The organism is Mycoplasmopsis bovigenitalium, assembly GCF_002356075.1.
In the GTDB taxonomy this organism is placed as follows: Bacteria; Bacillota_I; Bacilli_A; order Mycoplasmatales; family Metamycoplasmataceae; genus Mycoplasmopsis; species Mycoplasmopsis bovigenitalium_A.
The window spans coordinates 71,181-87,045 of record NZ_AP017902.1 but is presented as its reverse complement, the minus strand read 5'-3'; the positions used below and the strand labels follow the sequence as shown (position 1 = coordinate 87,045).

The following is a 15,865-nucleotide window of genomic DNA, read 5'->3' as shown; positions in this document are numbered from 1 at the left end:
ATTGTGATTTGAAGATTGAAATTAAAAAGCTTGTATACAACTAAAATAATTGACGAAAAGATTGTAAAATCAATTGAATTAGCTAAAAATCGTCTAAAAAATGATGAGTTTTTATGTAACAACATTATAGGTTTTTATAAACTGGCTCAAATTTTTTCAATTCAGGCAATCAACGTAAATACTCTGCTTCTTTTGTAGGTTTATTTATGTAAATATTTGAATTGAAAAATTGCCTATTTTCTGTATGAATTTTTGATAAATATGTGTGTAGATCGACCAAGAATTTTTCAGCACGTTTTTCACTGAAAATGTTCTTTGATTTTAAAAAATAAGTAAAGATTTTAAATACACCAAAATCTCAAGTGTTTATAAAACCGGCTAAAACAATTTGTAAAAAGTAGATTTGTGCATAATCTAATTCATGTTTTAAATAAATATTGTGTGATTCTAAATAAGTTTCAACTGCACGAAATTGCAAGATAAAGTTCGATGGCGAAAATCATATATCCGATGATATAAATTCTTTGCACATAAACTCATTTCAATATAAATATGAATTCGAACTGATTAAAAGTACGTAAAGTAATTCAATTCCGAATTTTGAGTCGTTAATTTCTTTTGAACGATATTTTGTAAAATTATCAATAAGCGATTTTTTGAATACTTTATTAAATAAAAATGGGAAAGAGTAGGCCACATATTCTGGATTTGATTTGATTTTAAAAAGTTCATCGCTCTTGATTCTAGGATTTGGTTTTCACTTAATTGAACCTTTTAAGTTTGGTCTAAATTCTAAGATATCAGGTTGATTTTCATCTAATTTTGAGGTTATTTTTTGTACAAAATCGTGTTTAATTTCAGCATCTGAATTTAAAACATATACATAGTTATTTTTAACTAAATGAAAGGCATTTATCACATCACTTTGAATACTTTTTCTCTTCGTATTAAAAATCATTTTTAATCTTGAGCCAAAAAAGTTAGAAATTTCTTGAATTAAAGGATGGATTTTTTTATTTGCTTTAGTTATAGCAAAAATAATTTCAAAATCCTGATTATTTTGTTCTTGTAGCTGTTTAAAGACGTATCTAAGTTGATCTCCAGTTGTTATTGAAGGTACAATAATTGTTAATTTCATTTTTTCCCCCTACATTTTTATATTTCCAGATGTTCTTGGATAAGGTATTGAATCGCGAATATTATCAATTCCAGTAACATACATAACTAAACGCTCAAAACCTACGCCAAAACCACTTGAACCAGCATCACCAAAACGTCTAAGATCCAAATATCATTGCAATTCTTCCTGAGAAATACCAACTTCCAATGCTCTATCTAATAATTTTTGATAATTAACTTCACGTTGACTGCCGCCTACCAATTCACCAATCCCAGGGACTAACAAGTCAAATGAAGCAACTGTTTCACCATCATCATTTTGGTGCATGTAAAAAGCTTTGAATTTTTTAGGAAAATTTATTACCGCTACAGGACCTTTTGCAATTTCAGATGCTAAATATTTTTCATGTTCGGTGCCAAAATCAAGACCAAAATGAATATTTTTTTCTTCAAATCGATCTTTAACTTTTTCCAGTTCAACAAGCGCATCTCTATAGTCAATTATTGCAAGTTTTTTATTTAAAAATTCTTGCAAATTATTCATTAACTGATCATCAACATTTTTAATTAAAAAGTCAAATTCTTCAGCGTGTTTTTCAATTGTTCTTTTGATTATTGTTTTTAGAAAATCATCGGCTAATTCAATAATGTCAAATAAGTTTGCAAATGAAACTTCAGGTTCGATCATTCAAAACTCTGCAGCGTGTTTTTTGGTGTTTGAGTGTTCTGCTCTGAATGTAGGCGCAAAAGTATAGACATTTTTAAAGCCAATTGCATAGCTTTCGGCGTGTAATTGCCCAGTCACACCAAGTGTAGCTTTTTTATTTGCTCCAAAAAATGAGTTTTTCGAATTTGAGTCATTCACCTCAAAAGTTTCACCAGCACCCTCGCCATCATTGCTTGTAATTATTGGAGCATGAAATAAAAGAAACTGTTTTTCAGCAAAATATTTATGAACTTCCTGAGCTAAAGTTGAACGTATCAACATAACTGCCCTTAGCAGACTTGTTCTATGTCTCAAGTGTGGAATTTCTCTAAGTGTTTCTAGATTTATTGACTGTTTTTGGATTGGATAATCTAGGTCAGTATCTCTTAAAAGTTCAAACTCTTGAGCAATTAATTCAAAATCTTGTTTTGCACCAGGAGTTAAAATAATTTGTCCACTAGCTTTAACTGCTGCACCTAAATGAATTTGATCTAGTGCCTCAAAGTCAAAATTGTCACCTTTTAATGTGACTTGTAGATTTAGAACGCTAGAACCATCATTAATTTCAATAAAACGAATTTTTTTATTACCTCTATTTGCGGATACTCACCCTTTTATAGTTACATTTTTATTGCCAAAAAAACTACTATCTGCATATATTTTTTTAATTGTAGCCTGCATATTCCCCTCCATGTATTTAGATTAAATACTAGTATTTAATAATACATTTAATAATTAGAAATTATAACAAATATTTGATATTTTAGTATTATATGTAATCTTTGAACTCATAATTTTTGCTAATTCAATTGAAAAATGAATAAAAAACGCTAAATCTAGCGTTTAAAAAATTGTAATTAGCATTAGCATAATCGAAAATGCTAATGAAACTGAAATTAACTCAGATAATGATTGTATTAATACAAGCGATGAGTTTGATGGATCTTTTTTAAGTTTTACATAAACCATTGGCACAAGTGCTGACATAATTTGCGATAATGTTAGGCCAATAACCAGAGCAATTGATACAGATGCTATTACTAATCAAGCATCCTTGGCATTGTTCATTAAATCACGTGTTGCAGCTAAAAATATTGATAATTTACCAAGATTTACAGCAGCTAAACAAACACCCATTGCAAAACCTGCTAACGTTTCTTTTAAAACAACTTTGCCAAAATTCTTTGTTTTAATTGTTTCTAGAGTGAGTGCTCTTTTGACAGTTATATTAGTTTGCGTTGATCCGTTTCTTATAGCTGTGCTTACAGTTGGTATAAATACAATTAATGAGATTAACAATGGCGTGATAATTTTATTTGTTTCGCTTAATAATGGAGAAATTTGTTGAATTAAGAAATATGAAACAATCTCAATAACTGTTGAGAAAAGAAGAATTAATAGACCTCATAATATACGGCTTTTCAATAAAGAATATCAAGGTGTTTTTAAATAATCATCAGCATCTGCTGTATCAGGGTTGATACCGGCCATTTTGTATATATCTTCGGTTGCAGCTTCATGAATAACATCAATAACATCGTCACTTGTTATCATACCAATTAGTCTATCATCTTGATTTGTAACAGGTAAAACTGACATATCATACTCGCTAAAAATTTTTGCCGCACTTTCTTGCTTGTCATTTGCTTTAAGCGATTTTACAGGGGAATATATATCATCAATTTTGGCATTTGGTTTTGCAAAAACTATTTCTTCTAATGTTAAAGCGCCAAGTAATTTTTGAGTTGGACTAACAACATAATAATAGTGAACTAATTCAGCATTTTTCTTTGAATAGTCTTTTCTAATTTTGTATAAAGCTTGTTCACAAGTGTATTCATTTTGTATTGAAGAAATATCAATACTCATAATACTTCCGACTTCATCCTCAGCATATGAAAGAATTTTGTTTATTTCATTTCGTTTTTCTTGAGGCGTGTACGCAATTATTTTGCTAGTAACATTAGCTGGCAACTCATCAAGTACGTCTGCAAGTTCATCACTTTGTAATTCTTGCAATAGTTTCATCCCTCATTCTTCTGTGAATGAAAGCGCTAATTCAGTTTGTTGTTCAGTTTCTAAATATGAAAATACTTCGGCCGCGTCGGCGGTTTTAATTAATCTTAAGAATGTTAATTGCTCATCTTTTGAAACTTCTGCAAGCGCATAAGCAATGTCAGCATGGTGAAATTCATCAATAAGTTCACGTGCATCTTTGACATTTTTTTTGTTTACAACGTCTTTAATTTTCTGGGAAATATTTGACGTATCCAATTCATTATTATTCATTTTAGTCCTTTAAGTACTTAATTAATTGCTCTTGAAACTGCTCAACTCTAATTTTGAAAAAAGTACCGTTTTTAACAAATTTAACATCGCCAGTTTCCTCACTAACAATTATAGTTAGAGCATCACAAACTTCACTTATACCCATTGCCGCTCTGTGGCGTGCTCCATATTGGTTTTCAATTGATTTTTTTGAAATTTTATAAAATGTTGCTGCATAATAAATTTTATTATTTCGGATAATAACGGCTCCATCATGTAAAGGTGATTCCTTATTGAAAACAGAAATCAGTAAAGAAGAACTAATATCAGCATTCAATATAATTCCATCAGTTCTTAAACTGTCAAGATTATCAGTGTTTTCAATAGTAATTAAGGCCCCAACCTTATTTTTTGAAAAATGTTCCACAGCTTCTCTTAATTGATTTATCAATCTGATTTGTGTGCTACTTCCTAGTTTTTCAAAACGTTTTTTTACAAATTTACTTTTCGAAAATAGAATAATTTTTGGAAGCAAATTCAATAATAAAATCAATGAAACTATAACTAAAATAGGTATTAACAATTCATTCATACTAATTACCTACCCTACCAATAAACACAGCTAAAATTGTTAGCATCAAAATTGTTATTAAGCAAAAAAGAATTGTGATGAAATTGTAAAATTTTATCTTTGACTTTTCTTCTGTAGTAATTGCATTTTTATTTAATAAACATTCAGGGTGATTACAATCTTTTTCAGCCATTTCATCAATGAATTCAGATTGTTTAGATGGATTGATAAGAATTTGCAAATTTTCTTCATGTAATTTTGCAAGCAATTCCCTTCTTTTATTAATTCTTTCTTGACATGTTATTGGGTCTCTTTCAAATTTTGCCATTATCCCCTCCTATAATTATTTATATTTTAAATTATATTCTAAATATCGATACTACTTTGAAATTATTTTTCTTGTTTTTTTTGACTTTTTCAATTCAAAAACAAACATTTTAGAAAAAAATATTTGCTATATTATAGTAGTATAATAAGGTCATGAAAAAAGATTCGCTGTATTGAAATGGCTATTTTATGGCCTTAGCAAAAGTATCGGCTTTGCGTTCAAAAGATCCAAGTACACAAGTGGGGGCTTGCATAATTGACAACGACCATAAGGTTGTTGGCCTTGGATATAACGGGATGCCAAAAGGTATTGACGAAATATTCCCTTGAGACAGAAGTGCTGACACAACAAAAGATACTAAATATCCATATGTTGTTCATGCCGAAGTCAATGCAATTATCAATGCTTTTGGTAAAACAAAGAACGGAACAATTTTTACCTCATTATACCCTTGTTCAAACTGTGCTAAAACAATTGTTCAAGCAGGCATTAGCAAGGTAGTTTATGAAAGTGACAAATATCACGATACTGAAGATGGTGAAATTGCAAGAAAAATTTTACAAAGCTGCAATATTGAATGTGAACAACTAACAATTGAAACAGGTGTTGAAGTTAAAGTTGGAGATAAAATTTTTAAAGCCTAGTTCACACTGGGCTTTTTAATATGGGAACAATACCATAAAATATTCATTTTTTTTATTACAAATTAAAAATTTTATGGCAATAATTCTATAATAATTAAGCAATAATGCTACGGCAATGTTGCATAACGCTATGATGTAAGTTTTTTATCTAATGGCATTTTATAATGCTTGTCTCAATTTCCATTGTAGTCCAACGCGCCTGTAACGCGTTGTTTTTTTATTCATTTGCATTATATTATGTATAATTAATATCTAAATTTAATATTAATTGAAAGTTGGTTAATATATGAAATCTAAGAAATTGAAAGCTGCATTGGTAATAGGTGGAGTTGCTATTGGTGTAGCTGGAATCGCTACCACGATAAGTTTTATACCTACAAAAGAAAAAACACTTAAACACTCAAGTGATATAAAGAAAAATACAAATACCACTCACAATCCTGGTGATAATAATCCAATTTCAATTGGAGATGATCCTAAAAAAACAAGTCAACAAGATAGAAATAAAATAGATGGTAAACAAAACAAGTCTAATAGAATAAAAGTTTCTGACCGTCAATTGTCGAATAAACACATAAATTCAAAATCAAACATCAAATATGTTGCACTTGGTGATTCTATTTCTGCTGGTTTTGTTGCTACTCTAGATAGAGATTATCCAGGCGAATTCAATAAAGAAACTAAAACAGTAACCGGGCTATCGTACCCTGCATATTTAGCAAGTTTTTTCAATGAAATTAACCGTTTAGATTCATTTAATAATCTTGCTGTAACAGGATCAAAATTCCATGAGTGAAACCTGCTTTTTAAATCTAAAGGTGATGCAAAAAATTTAAGTCAAAGCGAGTTTAAAACAGTAATTGGCAGATTTGGAAGAAACTTTGAAGTTCACTATCAAAGAAGTGTTTTAGCTCTGAAAAATGCAAACTTAATTACAGTAACACTTGGTGCAAATGACTTTATTGAGGAACTTGTTTCATCATTTAGTAGATTGCCAATTAAATCAATTATTGATATGGCAAATTCAGGAAATGTTAATTATGAGCAAATAACTATAATTGTTAAAAATTTAGCTGATAATTTATTTAGAAAAATCCAAGGTCAACAAACAATGTTTATTGACACTATTAAAGAATTAGCGCCAAATGCAAATATTAATTTTATTGGATATCCAACACCACTTCAATCAATATTATTAATGGTTGATAAGTTTATCAATGAAAAAACAGAAAATTCACAGTTCAGTATTATCAATTTAATTATGTCACTAATGAATGGCAAAATTTCATCTACAGCTGTTTCAAAAGGTGTGTTTTTCATAAATCCATATGATAAAGATTATTGAAGCACTAATCAAAGAACATTGACAAGCAACTTTTTTGACATCCACCCAAGCGAAAAAGGATACAAAAAAATAGCTCAAGATTTGTTTATTAAATTAACAACAAGAAACAGAGATTATGAGCACTTCAAAAATAATAATGTTTTGTGGTCACAAAAATATGCTAAAAGTAATGAAAATGACCCATATCTAACTCAAGTTGAGCTTGAAGGCAATGAGTTTGATGTTTATTTAAAAATCTTCGGTAGCGATTTTAACAATTTCCCTAATAACTCTGATGTTAATTTAGTTAGACTAAAAGATAAATTCAGTAAAGATAACTACTTTAGACGTGTTTTAAACACTTTTGATATTGAAGATAAAATTTTCAATGAGATGCTTCCGAAATTATTTGCCAGCGAGTTTTACAAAGAAATTGACCCACAAGCAAAATTAAAAGATTTTCTATACAGAAATAATGCTCAAAACGCAAATAGTCTAAAAAATTGAATGCTTAATGAGAAAATAATTGGTAACTTTTTACTAGGTGTTGAATCAAAATTCTTCAACACAGATTGAGATAATGATGGTCAACCGGGTGCCAAAGTATTCAGATTACAAAACTTATTAACTGCCGCAAAACAAGAATTAACCAATGAAAAAAGAGTTATTGAACTTATTAGCGGTTTACTAAAAACATCTGTTTTCAACGAAAACAAAGACGAATTCAAAGAAATCATCAAAGATATTCTTGACAATGTTATGAAAATGGACTTAGCATCCAAAGGTATTGAAAAAATTGTTCAGCTTGTCTACAATAACAACATTGCTAAATTTATTTCACAAAAAGACCTTACTTCATTAGCAAGCATAGTTGCTAATTCAAAAGCATTAAAATCAACTATATCTGGTTTTGTAGTTAACTTCGTTGATGATGCAGATAAATATGCACAAGCAAAAACATTTAACGAATTATGAGCAACTTTCGTCAATGATGACGAAAATGAACAAACTTTCACCAATTTAATCAAAAACCTCTTTGATGAATTAGCAAACAATGAAGAATTTAAACTAATAATTAAAAATGTTTCAGCAAATCTAATTAAACAATATCCTGAATTATTAAATGGCATTGAAACTGAAAAATTAAGCGAATTAATTTTCGATATTTTAGGTATTTGAAACGAGTTAAACAACAAATATAATATCGACACAAAAATTACTTCTTCAATTCTAAATCAATTGAAAACAAAAAAACCAAGCGATTTTAGTTTGAAAGAATTTGGGACAGAATTAATTAACTCATTTTCTCATTTATTTGAACCTGCACAAATTGAAAATACAATTGTTGAGATAACAAAAATTTCTTCGCCACTACTAAATAAAAAACACGAGCAAACATACAAAATACTTGCTAATAACTTAATTAAATATTCTTCAACAAAAGAGAAAATTGCAGATGAATTATTGGAAAAAATTTTATCTTCATTTAATTTAGATACTAATTTAATTACCAAAGATGAACTAAAAGAATTAATTAAAAATAGTGCCAAAAAAGAAGAGTTTAAAAACTTAGTTCATGAATTAATTTCAGTTGCAACCTCAGTAAATCCCGAAATATTAAAGAATGCAAATGACTATAAATCTCTTTCTAAAGCGATTTTTGAAAACTTAGATCAAAGTAATTTAGTAAAAATTGCATTGCAACTAACAACTAATATTGTTGAAACTGAGCCAGTTGCTAAAAATATTATTGCAAGATTGGTTTCTAAATTACCTACACAATTAAGTGGCATAAATGAAAATGTTATTAAGCACTTTTTAATCAAGATTTCAAACCATAATTCAACTGAAAAATTACTAAATAGCTTCATAAAAGCTGCAGTTCAAGCTCAATTTTCAAAAGATAAAATAATTGAAAATTGACTTTCTGAAGAAAATAAACAAGAAGTTATTAAACTAGCAAATGAACTAATTGTTGATATTACTAAAGATGACCAATTTATCAATAAAATTATTGATGAATTAGAAAAAAATACTAACTTTACAAATATCGGATTACAAAGAAATGACTTAGTAAAATCAGTTAAATTGATAACTGAATCAACAGATTTTAAACAAATTACTGAAATGTTTGTTGCCGAAATTATTGGTAATGCAAATGTATACTTAAATTCTGCAAACATCAAAGAAAATGCAAACAATATAATTAAAAATGTTTTAAATATTGAAGAAAATAAACAAAAAACAAAAGAGTTTGCAAATTATTTAATTAAAACAGTTTCAAAAGAAGAATATTTTGCTACTGTAATCGCAAATATAATTTATAACGAATTAAGTAAGTTAGATGGAATGAATGAAAGCATTGAAAAACCGCAGCTTATTAAGTTAATTAATGATATTTTCAAAAATCTAGAAAATATTGATTTGGAAACTCATATTTTAACTAATACCTTAAATTCATTGCTTGAACAATTTAGAGATAAAGGCTTTAACATTGATTTTGCCAAACTTACTTCTTCAATTGCAAATTCAATATTTTCGACAAATAATGTTGAAGAATCAGCGCTTAAATTATTCAAATCATTCAACAAATATGACATATTCAACGAGAATAGAGAATTAGTAAAACAATTATTAAAAAATTCATTGAATTATGTATCAAAAAATACCAATATTGCAAATCAACTTTACTTAACTCTTCCCGAAAGACATCGTAATGTAATATTGCAATTTATGAGTGCAGATGAGTTTCAAAGTGTCATAAATGACACAATTCAAGCAAACTCTGAATCATTGGTTAATTTAATAGACAGTACTTTAAATTCGTTATCTACAAATAAAGATAAGATTCAGGAAGCTACATCATTTGTAAAAATAATCAATGTAGTTTTAAGCGATTCAAACAATAAAGATTTAATTGTTAAAAACATTGAACACTTATTTAATACTATCTTAAAAAATCCAAAAGTATACAATTTAGTATTCAATTTGTTTAAATACAACATTGAACCTTATGGAGTAAAAGTTGATTCTAAAGAAAATGAAAAACTAATTAAAGATATATATGATGAACTACCTAAATTCATTGAAGAACTAAGAATAATTCCAAATATTGTGAATTCAGTTGCTAAAAACTCGAATAACAATAGCAATACAAAAGAATTATTCAATAAAGTATTTGGCGAAATATCAACTCTATTAGGTGTTAAAGATTTTAAATTATTCAAGATAGCCTTATCTTCAAATACCTTAAAAAATAACTCAAATGCGCTAAAAGATATAATTATGAAAATTATTGAATCTGTTACATCAAAAGATGAACAGATTGAAAAATTTGTTCGTGATTTCAATATAACTAGTCAAATAACATCGTTAGGAATAGATGAGCAATATGCACTAAAAACTCTAAAAAGTGCATTAAAATCTAAAGAATTAAAAAAAATTCTAAGTTCATTGATTGATGAAGTGTTCGCAAATAAAGAAAAATATGCTAAATTAAATAATTGAAAAGAAGTCATTGGAGAATTTTTTGCATCTAAAAATGCAAATGTAGTCAAAGATGCTTTAAAAATATGAATTAAGAAAATAATTACAGAAAGCAATAATGTCACGTTTACTATTGGTAAAATAATGGCAAAATCATTAAGAAATAGTGGTATAAAATTCCCTGATTCTGAGGATATTACAATTCAAAAATTCATTGATTCATTTGCAAAAGGCGCAACAAAAACAATGATTATTGATAATGTTGTTGATGAAGTATTCAACACTCTAAAAGACTTTAAAAAAATCCCAGATAATCAAATTGGATATAGATTGCAGGCGGCATTAAAAAAAGGTGCACTAAAATTTATTTCTGAAAAAGATGGCACAATAATGCTTTCAAAAGTTTTTGAAAATAAAAATGTATTTGAAACAATATTTAAAGATATAGATACAAAAGCATATTCAGATTTCATAAACTTAATATTTAAATATACACCTAAACATACAGGGATATACTCAGAATTATTTGGCGGAAGGATGCGTTCAACATCTAACAAGATAAAATTCAATGCATCGAGTGGTATTTCTGCAATACTTGGCGGTCAAGTAGATGATTTTATAAAAATATTTGTCCTACCTTTAGCAAAACAGTTCTATAAAGAATTAGACGAAAGACCACAGGCTTATACAGATATTAATGAATTAAAGAAAAACTCGTCAGGATATCAAGCACTATGGCGAACATACACATTTATTTCTCAATTAATTTTCAAAAACATTCCGAGTGGTTTTCTATTTTGAAATGCAACAAACACAACAGCTGAAGCAATGATAATGAACGGATTTATCCAAGCGTTCACCGAAGCTATGAGGCCATACAATGTAAAACTTTTTGACAAATATAAAGGCAAAACTTCACTAATAGGATTTGATACCAGAAATTCAGTATCTGGAGTTTACCTAGCAGGTCTTCAAACATTACGTTGAGGATTATGAACCTATAACTCAAGATCTAATGAATTAAGAGCTCATTTTTATGGTAGAGATCACACATTAGCTTATATTTATTATTGAAACACAAATGATAATAAATATAACAAAAACAAAAAGAAATGAGAAGTACTACTGGATGACTTAATAAATGGTTATCAACCTGTAGAAAAACAATAATATGTTAAAATTCTAAAAAGGAGTAATAATGGGAACAACACAATGAGTATTAACCTTGGTTTTTGTATCAATAGTTACTGCATTAGTTGGTGGTTTTATTGGTTTTATAATAGCTAGAAAAAAAATCCAAAAACAACTTAAAGATAATCCACCAATTAATGAAAAAATGATTCGTGCAATGTTTCTTCAAATGGGTAGAAAACCATCTGAACAACAAGTTAAAAACGTTATGCGTTCAATGTATAATGCAAACAAGTAAAACATAGGTTTCTATGTTTTTTTGTTTGCTTTTCAAATAGCTAATATAATATAATTAATAAAATTTATCATTAGAAAGATAATAATATGAAATTAACACACAAATTAATAATAGCTACCACACCAATATCATTGCCAATAATTGCTAGTTCATGTTCAAATCAAGATGATCAAATTTACCATATTCAATTAGAATTGAATGAATTGGGAAAAACAATGCATAATATTGAAATATTCAATAAGGTGAATGAATTATTAGATAATGGCAAAAATTCCAATCAAATTATTCAATACCTAAATCAGTTTTTTGTTAATTCAATTAACAGCGAATTTGATTTTGTTTCAATTAATACATTAAATAATGATCAACTAGAGTTGAAATTGAAGAGTAAAAAAAATAATAATAGAACATTTATTATTAGTGGTCTAGAAAAATATATTGAAAAATCACCTGAAAAAGGAAAAATTACAGATCCTTTTGTAAAAGTAGGTGATATTGAAATTAGTACAACTGTTGCAGAAAATGGCAAAAGAATTTCGGCAATTGAATTTTCAAACATTTTTGCTAAAAAATACAGAGAATTAAACAGTTCAACTCAAATGTTATTTGATTGATTAATTAGCAATAAATATATTACAATCACTGGTGATTATAAACAATCAAATTGAGATTATTTCTTTAAAGATACATCACATGCTGATGGTTCAAATGAATTTCATGCTTATATATCAGCCATTGATAAACAAACAGGAAAAGTGTTTAGAAGTTTTAATGATAAGGGAGAACCTGGATTCAGCATTTTTGGTTGAAACCAAATAATTATTGCTCAGGATATTCATATCCTGCGAAATTCAAATGTTAATAAAGAGGGCGAAAATATAACAGCAAATCAATTTATAAATGAGTTAAACTCAATAAATACAATCAAACAAAAACTTAATGTTATTTCCAAGTATACTGATCAAAAATTTGCCGAATTCGCTGAAAAATCAATTGAAAACGTTGATTATGACATAAATGCGAAGTTATTAGAAAATAATAAAGTATCTCTAACAATTAAATTTAAAGGAAAATCTGCAAGTTCATATGCAAAACAAAATACATTTGAAGCATATATTAGTGGGTTTAAAATTCACAACGATTTTTAAAATAAAGAAAGGAATCATTAATGAAGCATAAGTTTTTATTTAGTTCAATTTTGCCTTTGTCTGTATTTCCCGTTACACTTACTGCTTGTAAAAAAAATAAAGAAATTGACAATGACACAACTAAGATTAAGAATTTCTGAGCAAAATTTACAACAAATTTAGAGCAATTAAAAAAAATGCTTGGGGATAATATTAATAATTTTTATGAATTGAATGCAAACTATAAATTTTTTAAAGATGAAATGCTAAAAATATATAGCGAAGATTCTCAAGATAGTCTTTATAACACAATCACAAACATAATTGACAAATCTAAATATGGAAAAATGGACCTAAATGACAATGAACTAAGTCAATTAAATGAAAATCAGACAAGACTATATAATGAATGAATAAATTCTTCAACTAAGTTAAATGAATTAATAAATGCGCAAAATTTAATTAATGATGCTAATATACAAATTTCTACATCAATACAGAAATTATCCTTAAATAATAATGCTAATGCATTTTACTTATTCAATTCATATTTGAATGAATTGGGAAAAAATAATTTTAAAGACGAGCAAATGCAATTAAAACTAAATAAAGTAAAAGATTTCTTTGCAAACTATATTTACAACGCAAATAAATGAGAATCTGATTTAAATACTAATTCATCAAACAACAAAAACAATAGCAATGATATTCATGAACACACTCATTCTCACGCGCTAATTAATATAACAATGAATGCAATTGTGCAAAACTTAGCATTTATTAAACAAATAAAAAACTTAGAAGATTTACAAAGTGGAATTAATAAACTTAATAATCAAGACAAAAAAGATCATTTTAATACTAATTTATTTACTAAGTTGCCTACACTGAATAAGTTGGAACAATTAATTGAGTCAATAAGTAAAGCTAAAGATCAAATTAATTTACTACGTAATAAAGCAATCGAAGTTTATTCATCAATTAAAGATATTGAATTAATACTTAATCAATAGTAAATTAAACATATTTAGAAAATAAAAAATCGCCGCGGCGATTTATTTTTCATTATAAATATTAATTTTTAAAATAATTTTACGTAATTGGTTTTCAAGTGAAATGGCATCTTTTTTAGAAGCAAATTTTAATTGGTCTAAAATTTTGTTTCTGCGTGATTGAGTTTCGTCAATGTTGATGCTTTCTTTTAAAGTTATATCGTTTGTGATAATCTTTAATTCATAGCCGTCTGTATAAATTAAGCCACCACCAATAACACATACACGATAGTTGTCATCACCAGGGTTATTTATTGTTAATTTGTCAATGGCAAGTGAGCCCATAAATGCCCCGTGTCCATATAAAAAGGTTATTGCTCCAGAATCAATTGTTTTTACACTAATTGAGTCGATATATTCTTCTAAGAAAATACCATCAGGGGTTGAAATAGTTAAATGTAATTTATTCATTATTCTTTATTTTTATTAAATTCTGCGAAACGAGAATCAACATCACTTATATCACCAGCATATAGGAAAAGATGTTCAGGAACTTCGTCATAATTTCCATCTAAGATAGCTTTAAAGCTCTTAATTGTATCTGAAAGTTTAACGTATGCACCTTTTTTACCTGAGAATTTTTCTGCAACGAAAAATGGTTGTGATAAAAAGTTTCTTATTTTACGAGCTCTAGAAACAATTAGTTTATCAGCCTCGCTTAACTCTCCCATACCTAGAATTGCGATAATATCTTGCAATTCTTTAAATCTTTGCAAAATAGAAACAACTCCATATGCAACACTATAATGTTCTTGACCTACAATAAGTGGATCAAGTAATTTTGAGCTTGATTCAAGTGGATCAACAGCAGGATAAATACCAAGAGCAGCAATGTTACGGTCTAAAACAGTTTTAGCATCCAAGTGGCTAAATGTTGTTGCTGGCGCTGGGTCAGTCAAGTCGTCAGCAGGAACATATACCGCTTGAACTGATGTAATTGAACCATGGTGAGTAGAAGTAATACGCTCTTGCAACTGACCCATTTCAGTTGCAAGAGTAGGTTGATAACCTACAGCACTTGGCATACGGCCTAAAAGTGCAGACACTTCTGAACCAGCTTGTGTAAATCTAAAGATATTATCAATAAATAATAAGACATCTTGGTTTGATTGATCTCTAAAGTGTTCGGCCATAGTTAGACCAGTTAAAGCAACACGCATACGAGCTCCAGGGGGCTCATTCATTTGACCAAAAACTAGTGCAGTTTTTTCAAGAACGCCCGATGCTTTCATTTCGTGGAATAAATCATTACCCTCACGAGTACGCTCGCCAACACCGGCGAAAACACTAAGCCCACCATGTTCAGTAGCAATATTATTAATTAGTTCTTGAACAAGAACTGTTTTTCCAACTCCAGCACCGCCAAAAAGTCCAATTTTACCACCTTTTGCATAAGGAATAAGTAAATCAACTACTTTGATACCTGTTTCAAGTATTTCACTTGTAGTTCTTTGTTCTTCATAACTAGGGGCTTTAGCATGGATTGGCACATATTTTGTTTTAGGTTGCGCTTTATTATCAATTGCTTCACCTAAAACATTAAACATTCTGCCTAAAACTTCATTGCCAACAGGCACAGAAATTGGCGCGCCAGTATCAATTACATCAACACCTCTAGCTAAACCATTTGTTGAAACCATTGCTATTGTTCGAACAGTTTCATCACCAATATGTTGAGCTACTTCAAGTGTATATTTTTCGCCATTAAACTCAGCTACTAATGCATTCAATAAAGCGGGCATATGGCCTTTAGTAAATTTTACGTCAACAACTGGGCCTAAAATTTGTACAATTTTACCAATTTTATTCAT

Annotated in this window: 12 protein-coding genes; 5 read left to right on the top strand and 7 right to left on the bottom strand. The window is 28.4% G+C overall.

The window, feature by feature from the left end; all coding sequences use genetic code 4:
• Nucleotides 1-124 precede the first annotated feature (124 nt).
• The 5 genes from MBVG596_RS00295 to MBVG596_RS00275 all read right to left on the bottom strand — a co-directional run bounded on the left by MBVG596_RS00295 (nt 125) and on the right by MBVG596_RS00275 (nt 4,992).
• A complete protein-coding gene (locus tag MBVG596_RS00295; protein ID WP_096385449.1) occupies nt 125-1,138 on the bottom strand; it encodes a glycosyltransferase in 1,014 nt (337 codons plus the stop codon).
• Nucleotides 1,139-1,147: 9 nt separating this feature from the next.
• Nucleotides 1,148-2,506 (bottom strand): asparagine--tRNA ligase, encoded by a 1,359-nt coding sequence (gene asnS, locus MBVG596_RS00290; RefSeq protein WP_096385446.1) that lies wholly within the window; start codon nt 2,504-2,506, stop codon nt 1,148-1,150.
• Between the two features lie 162 nt (nt 2,507-2,668).
• A complete protein-coding gene (mgtE, locus tag MBVG596_RS00285) occupies nt 2,669-4,114 on the bottom strand; it encodes a magnesium transporter (protein WP_096385443.1) in 1,446 nt (481 codons plus the stop codon).
• A 1-nt stretch (nt 4,115) separates the two neighbouring features.
• The gene (locus MBVG596_RS00280) at nt 4,116-4,685 is read right to left on the bottom strand and encodes a diadenylate cyclase (RefSeq protein WP_096385440.1); all 570 of its coding nucleotides are present in this window, start codon (nt 4,683-4,685) and stop codon (nt 4,116-4,118) included.
• Nucleotide 4,686: 1 nt separating this feature from the next.
• On the bottom strand, nt 4,687-4,992 hold the full coding sequence (locus tag MBVG596_RS00275; protein WP_096385437.1) for a hypothetical protein: 306 nt from the start codon (nt 4,990-4,992) through the stop codon (nt 4,687-4,689).
• Between the two features lie 152 nt (nt 4,993-5,144).
• On the opposite strand from MBVG596_RS00275, the gene MBVG596_RS00270 reads away from it, so the two are divergent.
• From MBVG596_RS00270 to MBVG596_RS00250, 5 genes are all read left to right on the top strand, one after another.
• Nucleotides 5,145-5,636, top strand: a complete 492-nt coding sequence (locus MBVG596_RS00270; RefSeq protein ID WP_096385434.1) for a deoxycytidylate deaminase — start codon at nt 5,145-5,147, stop codon at nt 5,634-5,636.
• Between the two features lie 286 nt (nt 5,637-5,922).
• Entirely contained in the window at nt 5,923-11,616 is a 5,694-nt protein-coding gene (locus MBVG596_RS00265; protein ID WP_096385431.1) for an SGNH/GDSL hydrolase family protein, read from the top strand.
• Between the two features lie 28 nt (nt 11,617-11,644).
• Entirely contained in the window at nt 11,645-11,875 is a 231-nt protein-coding gene (locus tag MBVG596_RS00260) for a YneF family protein (RefSeq protein ID WP_096385429.1), read from the top strand.
• An 86-nt stretch (nt 11,876-11,961) separates the two neighbouring features.
• Nucleotides 11,962-13,023: a hypothetical protein gene (locus tag MBVG596_RS00255; RefSeq protein WP_096385426.1), complete on the top strand. Its 1,062-nt coding sequence runs from the start codon at nt 11,962-11,964 to the stop codon at nt 13,021-13,023.
• Nucleotides 13,024-13,043: 20 nt separating this feature from the next.
• Complete coding sequence (locus MBVG596_RS00250; RefSeq protein ID WP_096385424.1) at nt 13,044-14,015, top strand: MAG5150 family histidine triad lipoprotein; 972 nt, start codon at nt 13,044-13,046, stop codon at nt 14,013-14,015.
• 42 nt (nt 14,016-14,057) lie between these two features.
• Here MBVG596_RS00250 and MBVG596_RS00245 read toward each other — a convergent pair whose 3' ends face one another.
• Nucleotides 14,058-14,465, bottom strand: a complete 408-nt coding sequence (locus MBVG596_RS00245; RefSeq protein WP_096385421.1) for a F0F1 ATP synthase subunit epsilon — start codon at nt 14,463-14,465, stop codon at nt 14,058-14,060.
• A complete protein-coding gene (gene atpD, locus MBVG596_RS00240; protein ID WP_096385418.1) occupies nt 14,465-15,865 on the bottom strand; it encodes a F0F1 ATP synthase subunit beta in 1,401 nt (466 codons plus the stop codon). The genes MBVG596_RS00245 and atpD overlap by 1 nt, the downstream gene beginning before the upstream one ends.